Below are 19,367 nucleotides of genomic sequence, written 5' to 3' on the forward strand. Positions count from 1 at the left end.
ACTCGAAAACACAGTCCGTCTGGCGCGAATCGAATTCCCGTTCGGCCAAGTGAGGTCCGAAATCAGGTCTGACAGAACCGACAATCGCTTTCCCGCTCGAAGATGCTCAGTCGTCAGCCGCCGCCGGCTCCGCTTCCTCGACGCTCGAGTCGGTTCGCTCGAAATCAGTTCCCTGTCTCACTCGAGTTCGTGTCGACCGAAGCCCACTACCAGTGGGTACGTACGGAAGTAACGTACATCGGGTACAGAGGGTACAACTATATGCTCGGCATCGCTAGTACCCACTATGTCCATCGATATCGACCGTTTCAATGAACGCAGCGAGGAGGAACTCGAGGAGATGAGCAATCCCGAGCGGGTACTCGTGTTCCTCTTCGAAAACAATGATCGTGCCTGGAAGGCAACAGCGATTGCCGACCGGACGGATATCAACCGGAACTCGATCAATACCGTCCTCGCTCGACTCGAGGAGCGCGATCTTGTCCGCCACAAGGGGTCGTACTGGGCGATCACGGACGACACGGAACGGCTGCGAAAGGCGTACGATATCCACCGAGCGAATCGACTATTTAACGAGCTCTACGGGGCGGAAGACCGCGAGGAGTGGGTCGAACATGCCGCCGACCGAGACGATCGATGACGTACAACCGCGGTACGATCGTCTACGGTGATGATCCTTTTAAAGGACCAGAAATGGCTCGTCCCTGGCTCGTACTCAATACCGCAGAAATGCCGTTTCACGGGGATCAATACATCTGTCTCACTCTTTCGACGAAGACTTGGTACGACGAACGGATTCCGATCGACGATACTGACATGGTCAACGGCGGGCTCCCGGACGAGAGTGCGATTTTGCCGTGGTCAGTGATGGCGATCGATGCAGCAGCTATCGATCGGGAACTCGGAACGCTGGACGAAGCAGTCGTCGACGATGCTGTCGCTACTCTCGTCTCCTATCTCGGTCTCTACTGACGCGTGCACAACGAAGATGAATTCGGAAACGCGGAGTCAGATACAGTTCCGATGGGAACCCGTCAGTCGTCCGCCGCCGCCGGCTCCGCTTCCTCGACGCTCGAGTCGGCTCGCTCGCGGTTCTCGAGGTACTCGTCGGCGTCGAGAGCGGCCTTCGATCCCATCCCCGCCGCAGTCACGGCCTGCTGGTAGTGGTAGTCGACGACGTCGCCGGCACCGAAGATGCCCTCGACGTGGGTTGCGGTCTGGCCGCCGCCCTCGCCGCCTTTGGTCTTGAGATAGCCGTCGGCGTCCATTTCGACGCCGGTTTCGGTAAGATAGTCAGTGTTGGGGGTGTGGCCGATGGCGAAGAAGACCGCGCCGACGTCGAACTCGAACTCCTCGGTCTCGGGGTCCTCGAGGCGGTCGGTGGGATGGCCCTTGTCGTTTTCGACGAGCGTGACGTGGTCGACGCCTTCTTCCTGCGAGCCGTGGATCTCGGTCAGTTCGGTGTTTTTCATGATCTCGATCTCGCCGTCTTCAACCTTTTCGTGGACGCGGTCGATCCAGTAGTCCTCCGCACGGAACTCCTCGCGGCGGTGGGCGATGTAGACGGTCTCGGCGAACTTCGTGAGGAAGGTGGCTTCCTCCATGGCGGCGTCGCCGCCGCCGACGACGAGCATGTCCTCCCCGCGGAAGAACGCACCGTCACAGGTCGCACACGTCGAGAGCCCGTAGCCCATCAGTTCGTCTTCGCCGGGGATGCCGAGCGTGCGGGCGCTGGCACCCGACGCGGCGATGACGGCGTCGGCGGTGTAGACGTCGCCGTCGGCGAGTTCGACCCGGAAGGGGCGACTCGAGTCGTCGATCGACTCGATGATGCCGTTTTTCAGCTCGGCCCCGAACTGAGTGGCCTGTTCTTTCATGTTGTTGACAAGTTCCGGGCCGCCGATGCCGTCGGGAAAGCCGGGGTAGTTGGCGACATCGGTGGTCAGGGTGAGCTGGCCGCCGGGTTCGTCGCCCTCGATGACCAGCGGCTCGTTGTTCGAGCGGCCGGCGTAGATCGCAGCGGTCAGCCCGGCGATGCCGGTCCCGGCGATGATCATCGTGCGGTGTTGGACAATGTCGCCGTCGCTCTCGTTGGCGGCTTCGCCGCCTCCGTTTCGATGCCCCTCCGGCGCATCGCTCGCGATGCCGAGTTTTTCGTCGAGTTCGCCGGTCTCGTTGAGCGCGCTGGTGTCGTCCCAACCGCCGATCAGTTCGTCGTCGATGAACACTTCGGGGGCGGTCTTGCGACCGTCCGCGCGCTCGACCATCTCCTCGAACAGTTCGTCGTCACCGGTAACGTTGTACGTCTCGTACTCGATGTCCTTGCTGTCGAAGAGGTCTTTGGCCTTCTCGCAGTACGGACAGTCCATTTTGGTATAGATCTCGACGCGTGGCTGGTCGCTCATATCCCATGTTTCGAATAGAGTGCCTAAACCGCTTGTGCTCTCAGCAATCGATCCCGCTTACTGTGACGGACTTTCGGTGTCGTCCGCCGTCGTTGCGCCCTCGACGAACTCGACGGAGACCGTGATCTCGCGGTCGGTTCTGTCCTCGAGCGCCGTCTGAACCGATTCCACGAGGGTGGGATACGGTTGGTCCGCGGGCCGCTGGACGACGACCGTGACGCCCGTCTCGTCGCTGACGAGGCCACCGTCGTTAAACTCGGTCCGCACTTCGACCAGCTCGAGTCCGTCGTACTCCTCGTCGCTCAGGACGGCTCTGACCTCGTCGTTCACCTCGTTGTCGAAGGCGACGTGGTGGCCGAGGATGATACCGGCACCGGCGACGACGACCGCGCCGAGGACGAGCACGACGGCAAGGGTGCCGACGCGGTCCCGGGAGACGTTTCCGCGGAGCGTTCCCGCCGTCCAGTTCAGCGGTCGGTAGCCGAGGTACCAGAACACGGTGAGTCCCGCCAGAAGGATCGAGGCGGCGTTGACGGCGACCAGAACGAAGGCTCCGAGCGCGACGGGTGCATGGCCCCAGGCCAGCCCGATGCCGACCGCGGCGGCGGCCGGGATCAACGCGACGGCGATCATCACGCCGACCAGTGAAACGGGGATTGCCGTCGCGAGGCCGAACGCGCCCGCTGCCCCCGCACAGAAGCCGACGATGAGGGCGAGTAGACCCGGTGAGATCCGATTTTGCACCTGCGTGATGGCGGTGATGTCGATCGTCGAGGGGACGGCTCCGCTGAAGCGCACCAGCCAGGCGAACGCGAAGGCGCTGACGATCGCGACGACGAGTCCGATCGCCAGCGACGAGAGCCCGCCCCGGACCATCTCCCGGTCGTCGAGGACGAGCCCTACGGTGCTGGTGAGGGCCGCGCTGACCTGCGGGGCAATAACCATCGACCCGACGACGATCGCCGGCGAGTCGAGCAACAGGCCCGCCGTCGCGACGATCGCGCTCAGGACTGTCATCGCGTAGTACGTGAGACGACTGGGGGTCATGTTCAGCGCCCGCGTCCGAATCTCCTCGCGAGCGATGCTGTCGTCCGCCTCCTCTCCGTTGACGTAGCGCTCCTCGAGTTCCTCTATCTGCGGAGTTCGAGCCGTCTCGATCGAAGAGACGACGATGAAGTCGTCGTCGATGCCGACCTCGCGCAACGACGTGAGCACGTGGTCGACGGCTTGGGTCGGGAGCGGAAACGTGACCAGATCACCGTCTGACCGGTCACTGTTCTCGGCGGTCAACACGTAATCGATGTCTTCGTCTTCCAGTACCCGGAGCGCTTCGTCCCGCGTGTCGTCCGGGACGAACACCTGGAGTAGTCGCACTCTCGAGAGCCACGATGGGGTGGGCCATACGTATACGGTAGTTAATCCGGGCGGCTTCGACGTGGGCGCGACGACGCACTTACGGGGCCGAGTAACGAGGATCGACCATGGCTGCCGATCTCGAGGAGAAGACGAACCGGTACGGCGAGTTACTCGCGGAGGCGCTCGAGGCGGCGACGATCGCGCCGCCGGAGGGGACCCCGATGGCGGAAGCGGCCGCCGATTGCTACGAGATGGCGTCGTCGTATCTCGAGGACGGGACCCACTTTCGAGAACAGGGCGATCTCGTTAACGCCTTGGCGTCGTTTTCCTACGGCCACGCGTGGCTCGATGCGGGGGCCCGCATCGGATTGTTCGATGTGCCGACGGAGGGCCACCTCTTCACCGTCGAGTAGCGGAGTTCACTCGACGTGTGGAAACTGTATCCCGTCCCTGCTATCCAACACGATTAATAACTATGTAACCGGAACATATATACCAGCAATTGCGATTAGTTTATAAAGTAGGCGAAACCTTTATATGGCTTACGGCCTAACTCTATGTTAGCTGCGGCGACCGGGTTTCTTCTGGTTACCCCACCCGGGAGCCCCAAGTAACTCACCCGATACACTATGACAGATACCAGCATCCGAACCTATACGAACGACCGAGAGACCGAAACCGAAGCGGAGGAAACCACGGCGGTTTCCGACGAGCAAGAGCACTGTCCGGAGTGTGGCGGCCGATTGGTATCGGACGACGAACACGCCGAGACCGTCTGTACGGACTGCGGCCTCGTCGTTGAGGAAGACGAGATCGATCGCGGCCCCGAATGGCGAGCCTTCGACGCCAGCGAGAAGGACGAGAAGTCCCGCGTCGGCGCACCGACGACGAACATGATGCACGACCAGGGGCTCTCGACGAACATCGGCTGGCAGGACAAGGACGCCTACGGCCGCGCGCTTTCGAGCCGCCAGCGCCAGAAGATGCAGCGCCTGCGCACCTGGAACGAGCGATTCCGCACTCGCGACTCGAAAGAGCGTAACCTCAAGCAGGCCCTCGGCGAGATCGACCGGATGGCAAGCGCGCTCGGCCTCCCGGAGAACGTCCGCGAGACCGCGTCAGTCATCTATCGCCGCGCGCTCGAGGAGGACCTGCTCCCGGGCCGCTCGATCGAAGGCGTCGCGACCGCGTCGCTGTACGCGTCCGCCCGACAGGCCGGCACGCCGCGCAGCCTCGACGAGATCTCGGCCGTCTCCCGCGTCGAAAAGATGGAACTGACCCGCACCTACCGCTACATCATTCGGGAACTCGGCCTCGAGGTCAAGCCGGCCGACCCCGAACACTACGTGCCCCGGTTCGTCAGCGACCTCGATCTCTCCGACGAGACCGAGCGGATGGCCCGGGAGCTGCTCGAGTCGGCTCGTCAGGAAGGCGTCCACAGCGGCAAGTCGCCGGTCGGCCTCGCGGCCGCCTCGGTCTATGCCGCCGCCCTGTTGACCAACGAGAAGGTCACCCAGAACGAGGTCAGCGAGGTCGCCAGCATCTCCGAAGTCACCATCCGGAACCGCTACAAGGAACTGCTCGAGGCGTCGGACACGGCCGCACCCGCGTAAACCCGAAATCGACGACTGAAACGTCGTGTAACGGCTGTCATCTGTCGCGTCGTACCGACGCGGGTGGTGCGTTCGACCGACCGAGACTGCGACAACGTTTTTGACCCCTCGTGTGCACATACGTAGCATGGATAAAACGACCGTCCAGCTGTTGTGCCCCGAATGTACGAAAGATTGGCAGGTTTCTCCGGACGAACTCCCGACGCCCGCCGAAATGTTTCACTGTCCGAACTGTCACGCCTCTCATCGTACCGCCGAGTTCATGCGGACGGATCGCGATCTCCAGACGTTGAAACAGCTCGGATAGGCCGATCGAAACCGCATTTTCGCCGCCGGTGCTCCGAAGTAGGTATTCGTTACGTTCCGTCGATAGCCTTTCAGAAACTATAGCGAAAGCAGCTATTACGCCCGTAAATACGGTCGTACCGTGCTCCCGTCGTCTGGCTCTGTTCGCGTAGGCACCGCATTCGAATCGTCTCCGCCGATGACACACCACTCGGCCGACATGGGTCGCGTGTTAACGCAACTCAAGATAATAATATAACCCTGCAGTGGGTAGGAGAGGATGGTATGAAGAAGCAGGAGCTCATTCACCTTCACGGACTTCTCGCGGAGGTATCCAATCAGTGTGCAGAGTGGGATAACTGTGAGATCGATCTTGGCGAGTACGAAGCCAAGGGGATTCGACCGACATCGATTCACAAATCGAAAACAGATCACAAAGCCGCCGTTTTTGCGCTCGCTGGGGGAATCACGATGAACATGCGGGAAGGTGAGCAGGAAGAAGCTGTCGCCGCAACTGCGGACTGAGATTCTCGACGTATCCTTGGACCATCGACACCGCCGACTGGCAAGACTCGGCGCAGCGCGCTTTGCTCGAGGAGATCGTCACCGACAAATAGCGGACCTGTGGATGTGCAATTCTGTAGTAGACGTGGACTGAGCGGCCGGAGTAACCGTTACTCGACCAGGTCCTCGAACTCGGGGAGGATTTCGTCGTCCGCGTCGTTCTCGGTGGTGTCGTTCTCGGTGGTGTCGTTCTCGTCGGCGTCGCTGGTCGAATTCGTGGTGATCGACTCGTCGTCGGGAGCGGTCGTCTCTTCGTCGGCCGAATCGTTCGCATCCTCATCGTCTTCCAGAACCTCGACGTGCATGACCTCGAGCGGGATGTTCTCGAGGAGCTGGCCGATCTCCTTTCGTGCGATCCGCGAGGCGTGCTCCTCGCGCTCGACGTTGAAGACGGTCATCTCCAGTTCGAGCGCGACGAGCGCTTCGTCGGCCGCGATAAACGCGGGGGGAAGCTCCTCTCCCGACGGGGAGGTGCGCTCACCCATGTTGATCTCGACGTAGTTCAGGTCAGGGTTCAACATCTCACCCGTCTTCGAGATGGCGATTCGGATCGCCTCGTCCGCCGTTTCGACGTCGAAGACCGGCACGGCAGCTTCGACCACAACCCTGCAATCCATACACAGACATTGCATCCCCTCCAGTAAGAAGGTTCGCCCCACGGCGGGACTATCGCCGTGTGGCTGTCGGGCGTGGATCGCGGACCAAGTCGGTCAGAGCGTCGGTTCGAAAGGCAAAGGGCCCGCGGGATCCAAGGTGCGACCGAATGGAAACGGGGACGATCCCAATCGACGAACTCGCTGGCGGACTCGATCTGTACCGAACCCTCGAGAGCGGACAGAGCTACCTCTGGCGGCGAGAAGACGGTGAGATGTATACCGACACGGTGGCCCCCGGCGCGTGGTACTCGACGGTCGTCGGCTCGGACGCCGTATCCGGCGGCTCGGATGCCGCCAACGGGCCCACCGGTGACGTGATCCGCGTCCGGATCCGCGACGGCGACCTCGAGTGGAAGTCGACGACCGACGCCGAACCGGCCGTGCACCGGTTGCTGCGCCTGGACGACGATCTCGAGGCAATCGTCGCGGCCGGACCGGACGATCCGCTGCTCCGCGAGGCGTACGAGGCCCACCGCGGAATGCGACTGGTCGCGGATCCGCCCTTCGGCTGCCTAATCTCGTTTATCTGCTCGGCCCAGATGCGCGTCGGACGGATTCACACGATGGTCTCAACGCTGGCCCGCGAGTACGGCGACGAGATCGATTTCGACGGCGAGACGTATCACGCGTTTCCGACGCCGGAACAGCTCGCGATCGCGACCGAGGCTGAACTCCGCGAGCTCGGCTTGGGATACCGCGCTCCCTACGTCGTCCGGACCGCCGAGATGGTCGCGGCCGGCGAGGCTCATCCGGCCGAGGCGCGCGATCTTCCGTACGAGGACGCACGGGAGTACCTGACGCGGTTCGTCGGCGTCGGCGACAAGGTGGCCGACTGCGTGCTCCTCTTCTCGCTGGACTTCGACGAGGCCGTCCCGCTTGACACCTGGCTCAAGTCGGCGGTCGAGGAGTACTATCCCGACTGCGACCGCGGGACCTACGCCGAGACCTCGCGGGCCCTTCGCGAACGGCTCGGGGGCGAGTACGCGGGGTACGCCCAGACCTACGTCTTTCATCACCTTCGGACCGGCGCATAGGGACGTTGCCGAACGAGACACCTGGGACGATTTTTATGAATGGGCTGTCATTATTGCCGTATGGCGACAGGCGCAGTCATCGGTCTCCTTGCATCGGCGGTGTTCATCGCCACACTGGGAATCCTCATCAAGTACTTCGGGATGGTTCGACTGATCGCGGGCTACGACCCGGACCGGGTCGCAGACGAGGACGGACTGGCGGATTTTATCGGTACCAACGCCCTCTACGTCGCCGCGCTCGTCTTGCTCGTCGCGATCGTCGAGTATACGGAGCCGTTCGGCGGCTCCGAGGCGATCTGGATCGCATTCGTCGTCGGTGTCGGACTCCTGACCGCCCGGATGATCCGCGGCGCTCGGCGCTTCGAAACCGCCGAGTGAGGGCGAGAGCAAGCGGTGAGGCCCGGCCGTCGACTACTCCTCGTAGTCCTCGCGGCCGGTCACGGCCCAGTAGGCCTGTGAGACCAGCGTGATCGCGAAGATGACGACGAGCCCGCCGGCGACCCATATCGCTAGTTGCCGCCCGAGCAGATAGTACGCCAGCGCGCTCGCACCGACGACGAACAACACCGCACCGACGAGCAACTCGAGCAACTCCCGAACCGACGCACGGCTACTCGAGACGTCGAGATACTCCTCTTCGAAGCGGTCGATGATTCCCATTAGCAGAATTCATCGAGCGTGGTCTGGTCTCGCTTCAGCGGCCGCGCCCGATAGCCGTCCTCGCTCTCGAAGTGAATGCCGTCTCGATGCCGTACGGTCACTGGACGTGATAGCGGCTCGAGGATCGTCCCGTTGTCGCTTCGCCGCTCGGTGCCCTCGACTGTCATCTTTCCCTTGTCTCAGTAGCGAATCTCGAACCCGTCCTCGCCCCGCGGCTCCTCGTAGTCAGCCTCGACGCGCTCGACATCGGCCGCGGGGCTGCCCTCGTGACACCACTCGATCATCGCCTCGACCGCGGCCTCGGGCCCCTCGAAGACCGCCTCGACGCGGCCGTCCTCGAGGTTCCGCACCCAGCCGTCGACGCCTTCGTCACGGGCCGTATCGCGGGTATTCGCGCGGTAGTAGACGCCCTGTACCTTTCCCGAGACGAAGACGTGTGCGCGGGTTCGGTCTGTCATGTGCGAGTCATCGACCGCAACCGCCAAAAATCCGGGTCCGTTCGAGTCGCGGACGCCCCTCACAACAGCGCTCGACGACCGCCGATTCCGTTCAGAACTCGGTGCCGCGTCGCGCCCGCTGTCCGTCGTCGATCGGGTGTTTCACCTTTCGGACGTTCGTGATCAGGTCGGCGCGATCCGTCAGGTACGACGGCTCGGTATGGCTGCCTGACAACACGAGCTCGAGGCCGTCCGGCTTCGCGTCGATGAGGTCGTGAACGTCCGACTCGGAGAGCAGGCCGCGATCCGCGGCGTAGAGGATTTCGTCAAGGATCAGCATGTGGACGCCCGCTTCCGGCTCCGCGTCGAGGTCAATCGGCTCGTCGAGGTCGGTCGCTCCCGCCGCTTCGAGCAGTTCGCGAGCGCGCTCGAGGCCGGCCTGCGCTTCGGCCTCGTGGTCCGCCTCGTCGCTGCCGTCTGCCATCCCGTGCCAGCCGTAGTGGCCGAGGTTCTCGTAGCTCAGCCCGGGGAGCATGGCCATCGCGTTGTACTCGCCGCGCACCGCGTCGACGCTCGAGGCCCCACCCTTCATGAACTGGAGCATGTGGACGCGGTAGCCGTGGCCCGCGGCGCGCACTCCCATGCCGAGCGTCGCGGTCGTCTTCCCTTTCCCGTCGCCCCACCAGACCTGGACGAGGCCGAACTCCTCGGGTGCGGCCGGCTCGATCCGCTCGGGTTCCGGCGTTCGTCCCTGTCCCGGCGTGTTCTCGATCGGCGAGTCCGATCTCCGGTCGTCGTTCATACGCGATCGGTCGGACCGAGCGTACATGTAGTTGGTCCACTCGGCGCGTGTCGATAGCGTGACACCCCTAACCAAACGTGTCTTTAGGGCTCGCTCCTAACCTGCGGTCAGCCAATGTCTCTCGAATTCTCCTCGTCCGACGATGCACCCGCCTTCGAGCGGGTGATCGCCGCGCTCGACGACGACTCCTGTCGGGAGATCATCGCGGTGCTCGAGGAGCCGATGACCGTCCCCGATATCGCCGAGGCGACGGATCGTCCGCTCTCGACGACGTATCGCAAACTTGACGCACTGACCGAGGCCGGGTTGGTCGACGAGACCGTCGGCGTCCGTCACGGCGGCCACCATCGGTCACGGTACGTCGCCAACCTCAATCGGATCTCGATCGGACTCGACGACGACAACGAGCTGTACGCCGATATTGATCGGTCGGCCGAGCTGAGTATCTGGTCAAACGCGAAGCGAGAGTTCTGAACGCGCCGCTTCGTGCGCTCCGCTCACCGGGATCCTCGAGACCGGCGTCTCGGCCTCCTGACCATGAAACCGATCACGACCGACCGACGAGGTCCCCCTTATCGGCCGACGAGATCCTCGTCCGTCGGTCCCTGCCCGTCGAACCGCCGGACGAATTCGTCGAGCCGTGCGGGGTCCGATGCGCTCGGGAGTCGCCGCTCCGCGGTCTCACAATCGGCGTCGACCCCGAACCGGTCGCAGACGAGATCGGCGGTCGCCTCGGCCATCCGGCGGTAGGTCGTCAGTTTCCCGCTGACGACGCTACAGCAGTTTTCAACGTCCTCGTCGGCGTGTTCGAGCAGGTGGAACCCCCTCGAGATACCGCGGCCGCCGCGAGCGGCTTCGTCGGGTTCGTACAGCGGGCGGACGCCCCACCACGTTCGAACGCGCTCGCTCTCGGCAACCCACGGGAGCATCGCCGCGCACTCCTCGACCGTCCGTTCGATCTCCCAGTCGGCCCGCTCGTAGTCGTCCGGATCGTCGACCGGAACGCTCGTCGTCCCGAGGACGACCTCGCCGTCGTGCGGGACGACGATGTCTCCGTCGTCGGGCTCGCGGCAGCGATTTACCACCGGCTCGAGGCCGTCGTATTCGACCGAGACCATGACGCCCCGTGTCGGTCGCATCGAAACGGAGACGTCGGTCATCTCCGCGACCCGGCCCGCGTGGGGCCCGGTCGCGTTCACCACGTATCGCGGCCGGAGCGTCTCGCCGGCGTCGCCGCCGAGCGTGACGGCCGTCACCCGGTCGTCCTCGACGGTCATCGACGTGACCGGTACGTGCGTTCGGACTCGAGCGCCGTGCTCGCTGGCGTCGACCGCGTTGGCGGCGACCAGCCGGGAGGGAGCGACGACCGCGTCCGGGACCCGCATGGCCCGTTCGACGTCCGCGGCGAGGCCCGGGACTGCTTCGCGAGCGCTCTCCCCGTCGATCACGTCGGTCGGAATCCCGACGTCCTCGCAGGCGTCGCGCTTCGCCTCGAAGTAGGTCGGATCGTCGTCGGCCAGTTGCACGAACAGCCCTCCCGTGTTCCGGATACAGTCGCCGGCGATGTCCCGGAGGATACGGTTCTCCTCGAGGCACTCCCGCGCCTCCCTCCCGTCGGCCTCGGCGTAGCGAGCGCCGCTGTGGAGCAGGCCGTGTGACCGCCCCGAGGTGCCCGACGACAGTCCACCTCGCTCGGCGAGCGTGACGTCGACGCCTCGCAGCGAGAGGTCTCTGGCGATTCCCGTTCCGGTCGCACCGCCGCCGATGACGAGAACGTCCGTTCGATCGTCCATATTCGAACGACGCGCCCCGAACGGACGTACCTTTCACTGTTCGACGGACAGCGGGCTGGTTGTGACGGCCCAGATGCGGACGAAAAACGGATGGCAGCGGGCCGATATCGAGGCCGACCCGTGGTTGCTCGAGCCGCCTCCCGACTCGAGGCGTCAGCCCCAACCCACGTCGTCCGATTCCCCCTCGAAATTCGGTGCCAAAACAGGTCTCCTCACCGGTAGCCCAGGACCCGGAGCTTCTCCGTCACCTCCTCTTCGTCCATTCGAGCAGACTCGATCGGCGTGTCCGCGACGATCCGTCGGCGATCGTCCGAGCCGACGACGTGCCACGGCACCCGTCGTAACTGCTCCGCGGCCAGGTACTCGAAGTGGCCGTACTTTCGGCTCGTGAAGGGGAGCAGCCGTTCGCCGAGCAGTTCGCCGTGATCGGCCGAGACGACGGACTTCCCGTCCAGTTCCCGAATCAATTGGTCGACGAATGGGAGGACGATCTCGAGGTTCTCTACGTACGCGCGACGCAGATCGGCGACGTCGATATCGAACTCGTCGCTCTCGATGATATCGTACAGTTGGACGTTCAACGCGCCGAAGCGGTCGCCTCGGCCGCCGCGCGAAAGCGAAGAGAGATCCCCCTCGGCGGCGATCCGCTGGTAGATCTCGAGGCCGGTCTCACCGATGAGCGGGACGTGGGGCTGGAGGAAATGGACGATCAACCGCTTGTGCGGGTGTTTCTCGTGGGCCTCGAGCGCTCGCTCGACGACGGTTTCGGGATCGATCGCATAACTGTCTTCCAGCAACTCGGGATCCAGGACGTCGCTCGCGTCGACGGCCGACGACTCCGCGACCGGCTCCGGCGGTACCGGATAGATCGCGTGAAACACGTCGTCTCCGATATCAGCCGTGAAGGCGTTCCCGCTCACGTAGACGGTATCGTGGTGGGTCTTCCCCGCGAAGTTCGCGTCGATCCACCCCGGGCTGCTCGAGCCGGCGGACAGCCGGGACTCGAGGGTCCCGTCGATTCGATTCCGGGCGGCGAAGGCGTCGTACCGGCAGGCGTCGAGGACGATGAGCGTGTCCCAGTCTTCGGCCATGATATCGATGCCGCTCCCGTGACGAAGCTCGAAGACGGTCCGGTGGGCCGACCAGAGATACTTGCAGAGTTCCGTCCAGACGAGTTCCGGGTTCCGGATCCCCCTGCGGACGCTCTGTATCGAGTATTTTGTGAACGGCATTCCCACTCTAGAGCGTTGCTGAAAAGTCTCAAATAACGCCGGGGTGGTCGGCTGCCTGTGAGAATCACTCGGAGAACATCGTGTGCCTCGAGACGCAGTCGGATTACGTAGCTCGCGCTCACGTCCTGTACGAGAGCGAAGAACGGGAGATGGCGGGCCACGGCTCAGATGAGGCTCGAGAACTGGCGGCCCTGAGTGTCCCGTTCGCAACGGGGACAAGGCTGGTCACAGCGCCCCCGTCACTCTGGTCGGCGGTAACCCTGTGGAAAAATCTATTATTCTCCTCTCTCGGGTCGAGCGGTCGTCTCCTCAAGTTTCCCGTCGATGACGTGGATGGTCTGTTCCACATCCTCAGCGGCAGCCTCGTCATCTTGGTCAAGAAGCTTCTCGCGGTACGTGTGGAGCGATACCGAGAGTCGGAGGGCATCGGATCGGCGAATATCTACAGGCTCGTCCCGTTCGTCTGCCCGCTCCATCTCGGCCTGGAGGTCACGGAGTCGGTGTGCTTCGCCGAGTGCGTTCCTTTCCATAGCTGATTCGGCCATCTTGCTCAGAGCGTACAGGTATGCGTCGAGATCGCCTTCGTCCCCATCCAGACGGATTGGGTCAGTTAATTCGTCAAGCCGGTTCAGCGCCCCACGTAGCGTATCAATTGTCTCATCCATCTGTATTCCACATTAGGTGGATCGTCTGTATCTCTAATATATAATATAAAATTCACTGACAGTATTTTAGACTGCCGATTCCAATAACGACTTCCCGCTACTCCAGTCGGGGTAACCCCTGGTTTCGGGACACAGTCCACGGAACGTAGCGAAAATTCGTGGGGTCAGTTAGCTCTTGGCTGCCACCTTCTCCCGGAACTTTTCGCGAACCTTCTCGACTTTCGGGGCCGCGTGCATCGTACAGTAGGCGTCGTTCGGATTCTTCTCGAAGTAGTCCTGATGCTTTGCTTCGGCGCGATAGAACGTCTCGAGCGGCTCTAGTTCGGTCACAACGTCGTCGTCGTACTCCTCGTCGAGCGCCTCGATGTAGGCCTCGGCCTGTCGCCGCTGGTCCTCGTCGTGCGTGAGGACGATAGAGCGGTACTGGGTTCCGACGTCGGGCCCCTGTCTGTTGAGCTGCGTCGGATCGTGGGTGGCGAAGAACACCTCGAGCAGTTCGTCGTACCCGATCGCGTCGGGATCGTACTCCACCTGCACGACCTCCGCGTGGCCGGTGTTTCCGGAGCAGACCTCGCGGTACGACGGATCCTCGACGTGCCCGCCGGCGTAGCCGGACGTGACCGATTCGACACCCTCGAGTTCCTTCATCGCCGCCTCGGTGCACCAGAAGCACCCGCCGCCGAACGTGGCTCGTTCCATAGCGGTTCGTAGGGCGCGACCGAGGAAAGATGTGACGGGTACAACACCGACCAGCAGCGTCGTCCCGTTCGCCGACCGAATCGCGTGCGAAAGGATTTGTCAGTGGCTATTGAACGCCGGAGTATGTCATGGGACACAGTCCGACTCGAGTGGGACGGTGACGTTGCAACACTGACCGTCGACCGCCCCGACGCGCTCAACGCGTTGAACGTCGAGACGCTCGAGGCGATGGGCGAGGCGCTCGAGACGGCCGCGGACGAGGACGCGCGCGTTCTCGTCCTGACGGGTGCCGGCGACGCGTTCATCGCCGGTGCGGACATCAAATACATGCGGGATCTCTCCGCCGAAGCGGCCCAGGAGTGGGGCGAACTCGGTCACGACGTGGCCGACGCGCTCGAGGCGTTTCCCGCGCCGACGGTCGCCGCGGTCAACGGCTATGCGTTCGGCGGCGGCTGCGAGATGGCGCTGGCCTGCGACCTGCGGGTCGCGGCCGAATCGGCGCTGATCGGCAACACCGAGATCGATCTCGGTATCATTCCGGGCTGGGGAGCCACCCAGCGGCTGCCGCGGCTGGTCGGCGACGAGACCGCGCGCCGAATGATCTTCCTCGGCGAACGGCTCGACGCCGACTCCGCGGCAGAGGCGGGGCTGTTCGGCGAGGTCGTCCCCGATGACGACCTCGAGAGCGTCGTCGGCGAACTGGCCGACCGGCTCGCTGCACAGCCAGCGTTCGCCATGCGAACCGCAAAACAGGCACTTAATCAGGGGCTCGAGGGCTCCCAGGAGAGCGGGCTCGCCTACGAGAAACGCGCCTTCGCGAGCCTCTTCGGCACGCACGATCAGCGCGAGGGAATGGCGGCGTTCGTCGAGGATCGCGATCCGGAGTTCGAGTGACTCGAGTCTCGCTATCGTTCGTCGACTCGCCAGGTCAGCAAGACACCGTCGTCGAGCCGGTCGACGTCCGCGAGCTCGAGCGTCGGAAAGTCGGCGACGAACCCCTCGCCGTCGGCCAGCGTCGGGGCGTCGCGACCGCCGATTATCTTCGGGCCGACGAACAGCCGTAGCTCGTCGACCAGTCCGGCCTCGAACAGCGAGAAGATGAGCTCGCCGCCGCCCTCGACCATGATCCGCTCGAGGCCCTGCTCCTGTAGCGTCGCGAACGCGCGGAGGAGGTCGACTCGCTCGTCGCCCGCCGTGACCAACTCGGCGCAGTCGGCGAGGGCCGCGCGGCGATCGACGGGTGCGTCCTCGCTCAGACAGACGTAGGTCGTCGCCGCGTCGTCGAGGACCGCCGCGTCCGTCGGGGTCCGTCCGCTCGAGTCGACGACCACCCGCGCGGGATTGGCGGGACGGCCGTCCTCCCGGCGCTGGGAGCGCAACTCCTCGTCCTTGACGGTCAGGTGCGGATCGTCCGCGAGGACGGTTCCGACGCCGACGACGACGGCGTCGCTCGCCGCCCGGAGCCGATCGACGCGTGCGAAGTCCGCCTCGCCGCTGATCGCGATCTGTTCGCGCCGGCGCGAGGAAAGCTTGCCGTCCGCGCTCGCGGCGGCGTTGACGACGACGTGCATACCCGTGGTGGGCGGTCGATCGTAAAGAAATCCCGTGTCTCGGCGGTCGTGAGTCTATCCGCGTGTCGACGGCCGTGGTCCGATCCAGTCGCAGCGCCCGTGTTTAGATACGCGTCGCACTCCGAACCGGAGACGTGCGAGCAGCGACTGCGGTTTCGCTCGCTGACTACACGGTCCTATATAGTGTACAATATGAAACATATAAACGATTTATCCGGTCTCGGTTGAGGGTTCGGACGTATAACACGTGACGACCGGGACCTCCGCGTTCGACGACACGGTATCGTTCGATCACCGACGTATCGACCTCGAGAACCGGGACGACGTCTACGTCATCGGTGACGTCCACGGCTGTCTCGACGCGCTCGAGACACTGCTGGAGACGCTCGATCTCGGCAGTAACGATCTGGCCGTGTTCGTCGGGGATCTGGTTCGAAAGGGGCCGGAGAGTGAGGCCGTACTCGATCGCGTCAGACGGTCGCCGCGGTTGCTCTCGGTCAGGGGAAACAACGAGCGAAAGCTGCTCGAGGGCGAGGCCTCGCTGCCGGCCCTCGACGCGGTCGACTCCCAGTATCTTCAGTCGCTTCCGACGGCGATCTCGTGGGACGGCGGCCTCGTTGTTCACGGTGGCATCGACCCGAGCAGGCCGCTGGCGGCCCACTCTGCGGGGGACGTGTTGACGATGCGGTCGCCTGACGGCGACGGCTACGACGGTCCCTTCTGGTTCGAGACCTACGAGGGACCGCCGCGGGTCTTTTTCGGCCACACCGTCCTCGACGGCCCGATCGATCGGGAGTGGGCGGTCGGCCTCGATACGGGGTGTGTCTACGGCGGAACGCTCACGGCCTACGACGTCCGGCGCGATCGGTTCCACAGCGTCGCCGGAGCCGATCACGTGGAACGACCGTCCGAGAAGTTCGTCGCGCTCGACGAGAGTTGAGGGGGATTTGAGATGAACGAGGGAGATACAACCGAGAACGACGAAGAGGGGTCGAAATCGGACGACCGACCGACTGAATCCGCGACTGACGACGCGGCCGCGTTTGCCTTTCGATCAGTACTGGACGGTGAAACGGGTGGAGAGGCGGACTCGGAGACGGCCGACCGACCCACGGAGGGTCGCGACGACTCGAGCCCGACCGAGCGAACTGCACGGTGGTGTGATTCCGATTCGACAACGTCGGAGGCGGCGAAAACAGCTACTGGAAGCGATGACACCGATATCGACTCGAGTACCGCCAGCGAAACGGCGACGCTCCCCGTTCCGGCCGAGGACGCCGACCGCGTCGATGCGTCCACCGAGACCGACTCGCCGGCCGCATCCGATGGGATCGAACGATCGACCACCGAGTCCGGGGACTCGGAGACCGACTCCTCGAGCGTCGATCTCACGCGCCCGTCCTACTACCTGAACCGTGAACTCAGCGAACTCGCCTTTCAGCGTCGCGTCCTCCACGAGGTGGGTGACGAGACGAATCCGCTCTTAGAGCGGGTGAAGTTCCTCGCGATCGTCACGACGAACATGGACGAGTTCTTCCGCAAGCGGGTCGGGGGACTGAAACAGCAGATCGCGGCCGGCGTCACCGAAGAGACGCCGGACGGTCGTACGCCGCGAGAGCAGTGGGCGGACGTTCTCGAGGAATCCCGGCCGCTGCTCGAGCGCCAGGCCGAGTGGTACCGCGAGGAGATCCGACCCGCATTGGCGGACGCGGGGATTCACATCGTCGGGTACGACGACCTCACCGCCGTCGAGCGCCGGAAGCTGCGCGAGTACTTCGAGAGCTCCGTCCTCCCAACCTTGACCCCGCTGACGTTCGATCCGGCCCACTCGTTCCCGTTCATTTCGAACCAGAGCCTCTCGCTGGCCGTCCTGACGCGAGAACGGGCCGATACCGATCTCACCTTCTCGCGGGTAAAGATCCCGCGCAACCAGCTCCGGTTCGTCCAGCTCGGTGACGACGCGCGGTACGTCCGCCTCGAGGACATCGTTCGAGCGAATCTCGATCTGCTCTTTCCGGACGTCGAGGTGGTCGACACCGCGTTGTTCCGGGTGACGCGCAACGCTGAGGTCCGGCGCAACGAGGAGGTCGCCGAGGACCTGATCGAGATGATCGAGGAGGTCATCGAAGAACGCCGGTTTGCCACCGCCGTCCGGCTCGAGATCGAGCGCGACGCGCCCGACGAGATCCGCGACATCCTCACGCGCGAACTCGACCTCGACGATCGGGAGGTGTTCGCGCTCGACGGCCCGCTCGAGTACCGCGATTTCGCGGACCTGACCGAACTCGACCGACCGGATCTGAAGCTTCCCGAGTGGTCGCCACAGCCCCATCCGCGACTGGGGCGGTGCGAGGACGGAACGAACGTGTTCGACCAGATCGGCGACCGCGACGTGCTCGTCCACCACCCCTACCACTCCTTCGAGGAGACCGTCCAGCGGTTCCTCGAGGCCGCGGCGAACGACCCCGACGTGCTCGCGATCAAGGCAGCCATCTACCGGACCGCCAGCGATTCGCAGGTGATCGAGAGCCTGATTCAGGCCGCTCGCAACGGCAAACAGGTGGCCGTCATGGTCGAGCTGAAGGCCCGCTTCGACGAGGAGAACAACCTCGAGTGGGCGAAGAAGCTCGAGGAGGAGGGGATCCACGTCGCCTACGGGACGATCGGGTACAAGACCCACACGAAAACGTCACTGGTGGTCCGCGAGGAGGACGACGGGGTGCGCCTTTACTCCCACGTCGGGACCGGTAACTACCACTCCGAGACCGCGAAGCGCTACGAGGATCTGGGCCTGCTCACGGCCAACCGAGACATCGGGCAGGATCTCGTCAGGCTGTTCAACTACTTCACGGGCCACTCGATGTATCGGGACTACCGGAAACTGCTCATCGCCCCGGGGAACATGCGCGATCGCTTCGTCGAACTCGTTCGAGCCGAAGCCGAGCGCGCCCGCGACGGCGACGACGCCCGTATCGTCGCGAAGATGAATCGGTTAGAGGATCCGGCGATCGTTCGCGAACTCTACGAGGCGTCGATAGCCGGCGTCGATATCGACCTCATCGTTCGCGACATCTGTCGGCTTCGGCCCGGACTCGAGGGGATCAGCGAGACGATCGACGTCTACAGCGTCGTCGGCCGGTTCCTCGAGCACTCGAGGATCTTCTACTTCCGCGCCGGCGGCGAGGACCGATACTACATCGGCTCGGCCGACTGGATGACCCGCAATCTCGATAGCCGGGTCGAGGCGATCGCGCCGATCGAAGACCCGCGCCTTCAGGGGCGACTCGAGACGATCCTCGAGACCCTGCTGGCGGACGATGCGAACAGATGGGTGATGCGGTCGGACGGGAGCTACGATCGGTGTCGGGCCGACGAGGACGGAGCGACGACGAACGTCCACGAGACGTTCATGCGTTCCGCACTCGCCGACGTTCGGAACGATCCTCGGACGTAATCGATTCAATCGTCCCTCTGTCTGTCGGCGGTCAGTTCGATTGGTAGCAGTGAGTGGGGCGATTGCGCCGCACTCTCGGAGAACTGTCACCGTTGCGCTCCACTCGGACCTCGTACGGAGCGCATAGAACGGGTATTGATT

The 19,367-nt window shown here is 63.8% G+C and carries 24 protein-coding genes; 12 read left to right on the top strand and 12 right to left on the bottom strand.

All coding sequences use genetic code 11. The features are described 5' to 3' along the window. Nucleotides 1–286: 286 nt before the first annotated feature. Complete coding sequence (locus CP556_RS13805) at nt 287–640, top strand: MarR family transcriptional regulator (RefSeq protein WP_098726150.1); 354 nt, start codon at nt 287–289, stop codon at nt 638–640. After that, complete coding sequence (locus tag CP556_RS13810; protein WP_098726151.1) at nt 637–972, top strand: type II toxin-antitoxin system PemK/MazF family toxin; 336 nt, start codon at nt 637–639, stop codon at nt 970–972. Before CP556_RS13805 ends, CP556_RS13810 begins: the two co-directional genes overlap by 4 nt. A 62-nt stretch (nt 973–1,034) precedes the next feature. On the opposite strand, the gene CP556_RS13815 is transcribed toward CP556_RS13810, so the two are convergent. Both CP556_RS13815 and CP556_RS13820 read right to left on the bottom strand, forming a co-directional pair. Then, on the bottom strand, nt 1,035–2,405 hold the full coding sequence (locus CP556_RS13815) for an FAD-dependent oxidoreductase (protein WP_098726152.1): 1,371 nt from the start codon (nt 2,403–2,405) through the stop codon (nt 1,035–1,037). Nucleotides 2,406–2,462: 57 nt separating this feature from the next. Next, nucleotides 2,463–3,779, bottom strand: a complete 1,317-nt coding sequence (locus CP556_RS13820) for a TIGR00341 family protein (protein ID WP_098726153.1) — start codon at nt 3,777–3,779, stop codon at nt 2,463–2,465. Nucleotides 3,780–3,886: 107 nt separating this feature from the next. Here CP556_RS13820 and CP556_RS13825 point away from each other — a divergent pair, with 107 nt between their 5' ends. From CP556_RS13825 to CP556_RS13840, 4 genes are all read left to right on the top strand, one after another. Then, nucleotides 3,887–4,174, top strand: a complete 288-nt coding sequence (locus CP556_RS13825) for a DUF357 domain-containing protein (RefSeq protein WP_098726154.1) — start codon at nt 3,887–3,889, stop codon at nt 4,172–4,174. Between the two features lie 216 nt (nt 4,175–4,390). Further along, entirely contained in the window at nt 4,391–5,374 is a 984-nt protein-coding gene (locus CP556_RS13830) for a transcription initiation factor IIB (RefSeq protein ID WP_098726155.1), read from the top strand. A 127-nt stretch (nt 5,375–5,501) separates the two neighbouring features. Further along, nucleotides 5,502–5,681: a DUF7836 family putative zinc-binding protein gene (locus CP556_RS13835; RefSeq protein ID WP_098726156.1), complete on the top strand. Its 180-nt coding sequence runs from the start codon at nt 5,502–5,504 to the stop codon at nt 5,679–5,681. Between the two features lie 263 nt (nt 5,682–5,944). Further along, the gene (locus CP556_RS13840; RefSeq protein ID WP_098726157.1) at nt 5,945–6,184 is read left to right on the top strand and encodes a UPF0058 family protein; all 240 of its coding nucleotides are present in this window, start codon (nt 5,945–5,947) and stop codon (nt 6,182–6,184) included. Nucleotides 6,185–6,333: 149 nt separating this feature from the next. Here the strand turns inward: CP556_RS13840 and CP556_RS13845 are convergent, their stop codons facing one another. Beyond that, nucleotides 6,334–6,840 carry a DUF555 domain-containing protein gene (locus CP556_RS13845; RefSeq protein ID WP_098726158.1) on the bottom strand — a complete coding sequence of 169 codons (507 nt, stop codon included), beginning with the start codon at nt 6,838–6,840 and terminating at the stop codon, nt 6,334–6,336. A 146-nt stretch (nt 6,841–6,986) separates the two neighbouring features. Here CP556_RS13845 and CP556_RS13850 point away from each other — a divergent pair, with 146 nt between their 5' ends. Together CP556_RS13850 and CP556_RS13855 are read left to right on the top strand one after the other, a co-directional pair. After that, nucleotides 6,987–7,913 carry a DNA-3-methyladenine glycosylase family protein gene (locus tag CP556_RS13850; RefSeq protein ID WP_098726159.1) on the top strand — a complete coding sequence of 309 codons (927 nt, stop codon included), beginning with the start codon at nt 6,987–6,989 and terminating at the stop codon, nt 7,911–7,913. A gap of 60 nt (nt 7,914–7,973) precedes the next feature. Continuing rightward, on the top strand, nt 7,974–8,291 hold the full coding sequence (locus CP556_RS13855) for a DUF3784 domain-containing protein (protein WP_098726160.1): 318 nt from the start codon (nt 7,974–7,976) through the stop codon (nt 8,289–8,291). A 33-nt stretch (nt 8,292–8,324) separates the two neighbouring features. Here the strand turns inward: CP556_RS13855 and CP556_RS13860 are convergent, their stop codons facing one another. The 4 genes from CP556_RS13860 to CP556_RS13870 form a co-directional block, all read right to left on the bottom strand. Then, a complete protein-coding gene (locus CP556_RS13860) occupies nt 8,325–8,573 on the bottom strand; it encodes a hypothetical protein (RefSeq protein ID WP_098726161.1) in 249 nt (82 codons plus the stop codon). Beyond that, nucleotides 8,573–8,740, bottom strand: coding sequence for a hypothetical protein (locus CP556_RS26000; protein WP_176548192.1), 168 nt, complete (start codon nt 8,738–8,740; stop codon nt 8,573–8,575). Before CP556_RS26000 ends, CP556_RS13860 begins: the two co-directional genes overlap by 1 nt. A gap of 12 nt (nt 8,741–8,752) precedes the next feature. Next, nucleotides 8,753–9,031, bottom strand: coding sequence for an acylphosphatase (locus CP556_RS13865; RefSeq protein WP_098726162.1), 279 nt, complete (start codon nt 9,029–9,031; stop codon nt 8,753–8,755). A 91-nt stretch (nt 9,032–9,122) separates the two neighbouring features. Beyond that, nucleotides 9,123–9,812 (bottom strand): cob(I)yrinic acid a,c-diamide adenosyltransferase, encoded by a 690-nt coding sequence (locus CP556_RS13870; protein ID WP_098727409.1) that lies wholly within the window; start codon nt 9,810–9,812, stop codon nt 9,123–9,125. Between the two features lie 114 nt (nt 9,813–9,926). Between CP556_RS13870 and CP556_RS13875 the strand changes: the two genes are divergently transcribed. Then, the gene (locus CP556_RS13875) at nt 9,927–10,286 is read left to right on the top strand and encodes a winged helix-turn-helix domain-containing protein (RefSeq protein WP_098726163.1); all 360 of its coding nucleotides are present in this window, start codon (nt 9,927–9,929) and stop codon (nt 10,284–10,286) included. 98 nt (nt 10,287–10,384) lie between these two features. Here CP556_RS13875 and CP556_RS13880 read toward each other — a convergent pair whose 3' ends face one another. From CP556_RS13880 to msrA, 4 genes are all read right to left on the bottom strand, one after another. Then, nucleotides 10,385–11,605 (bottom strand): FAD-dependent oxidoreductase, encoded by a 1,221-nt coding sequence (locus tag CP556_RS13880; protein WP_098726164.1) that lies wholly within the window; start codon nt 11,603–11,605, stop codon nt 10,385–10,387. A gap of 212 nt (nt 11,606–11,817) precedes the next feature. Continuing rightward, nucleotides 11,818–12,837 carry a hypothetical protein gene (locus CP556_RS13885; protein ID WP_098726165.1) on the bottom strand — a complete coding sequence of 340 codons (1,020 nt, stop codon included), beginning with the start codon at nt 12,835–12,837 and terminating at the stop codon, nt 11,818–11,820. Nucleotides 12,838–13,112: 275 nt separating this feature from the next. Beyond that, nucleotides 13,113–13,502 (bottom strand): hypothetical protein, encoded by a 390-nt coding sequence (locus CP556_RS13890; RefSeq protein WP_098726166.1) that lies wholly within the window; start codon nt 13,500–13,502, stop codon nt 13,113–13,115. A 168-nt stretch (nt 13,503–13,670) separates the two neighbouring features. Next, nucleotides 13,671–14,201: a peptide-methionine (S)-S-oxide reductase MsrA gene (msrA, locus tag CP556_RS13895; protein ID WP_098726167.1), complete on the bottom strand. Its 531-nt coding sequence runs from the start codon at nt 14,199–14,201 to the stop codon at nt 13,671–13,673. A gap of 123 nt (nt 14,202–14,324) precedes the next feature. Between msrA and CP556_RS13900 the strand changes: the two genes are divergently transcribed. Beyond that, nucleotides 14,325–15,095, top strand: a complete 771-nt coding sequence (locus CP556_RS13900; protein WP_098726168.1) for an enoyl-CoA hydratase/isomerase family protein — start codon at nt 14,325–14,327, stop codon at nt 15,093–15,095. An 11-nt stretch (nt 15,096–15,106) separates the two neighbouring features. On the opposite strand, the gene CP556_RS13905 is transcribed toward CP556_RS13900, so the two are convergent. Beyond that, nucleotides 15,107–15,772 (bottom strand): 2,5-diamino-6-(ribosylamino)-4(3H)-pyrimidinone 5'-phosphate reductase, encoded by a 666-nt coding sequence (locus CP556_RS13905; RefSeq protein ID WP_098726169.1) that lies wholly within the window; start codon nt 15,770–15,772, stop codon nt 15,107–15,109. 247 nt (nt 15,773–16,019) lie between these two features. Here CP556_RS13905 and CP556_RS13910 point away from each other — a divergent pair, with 247 nt between their 5' ends. Together CP556_RS13910 and ppk1 are read left to right on the top strand one after the other, a co-directional pair. Continuing rightward, a complete protein-coding gene (locus CP556_RS13910) occupies nt 16,020–16,712 on the top strand; it encodes a metallophosphoesterase (RefSeq protein WP_098726170.1) in 693 nt (230 codons plus the stop codon). 12 nt (nt 16,713–16,724) lie between these two features. Beyond that, nucleotides 16,725–19,226 (top strand): polyphosphate kinase 1, encoded by a 2,502-nt coding sequence (gene ppk1, locus CP556_RS13915; RefSeq protein ID WP_098726171.1) that lies wholly within the window; start codon nt 16,725–16,727, stop codon nt 19,224–19,226. Nucleotides 19,227–19,367 lie beyond the last annotated feature (141 nt).

Origin of the sequence: Natrinema sp. CBA1119, from assembly GCF_002572525.1 — an archaeon.
Classification (GTDB): Archaea; Halobacteriota; Halobacteria; order Halobacteriales; family Natrialbaceae; genus Natrinema.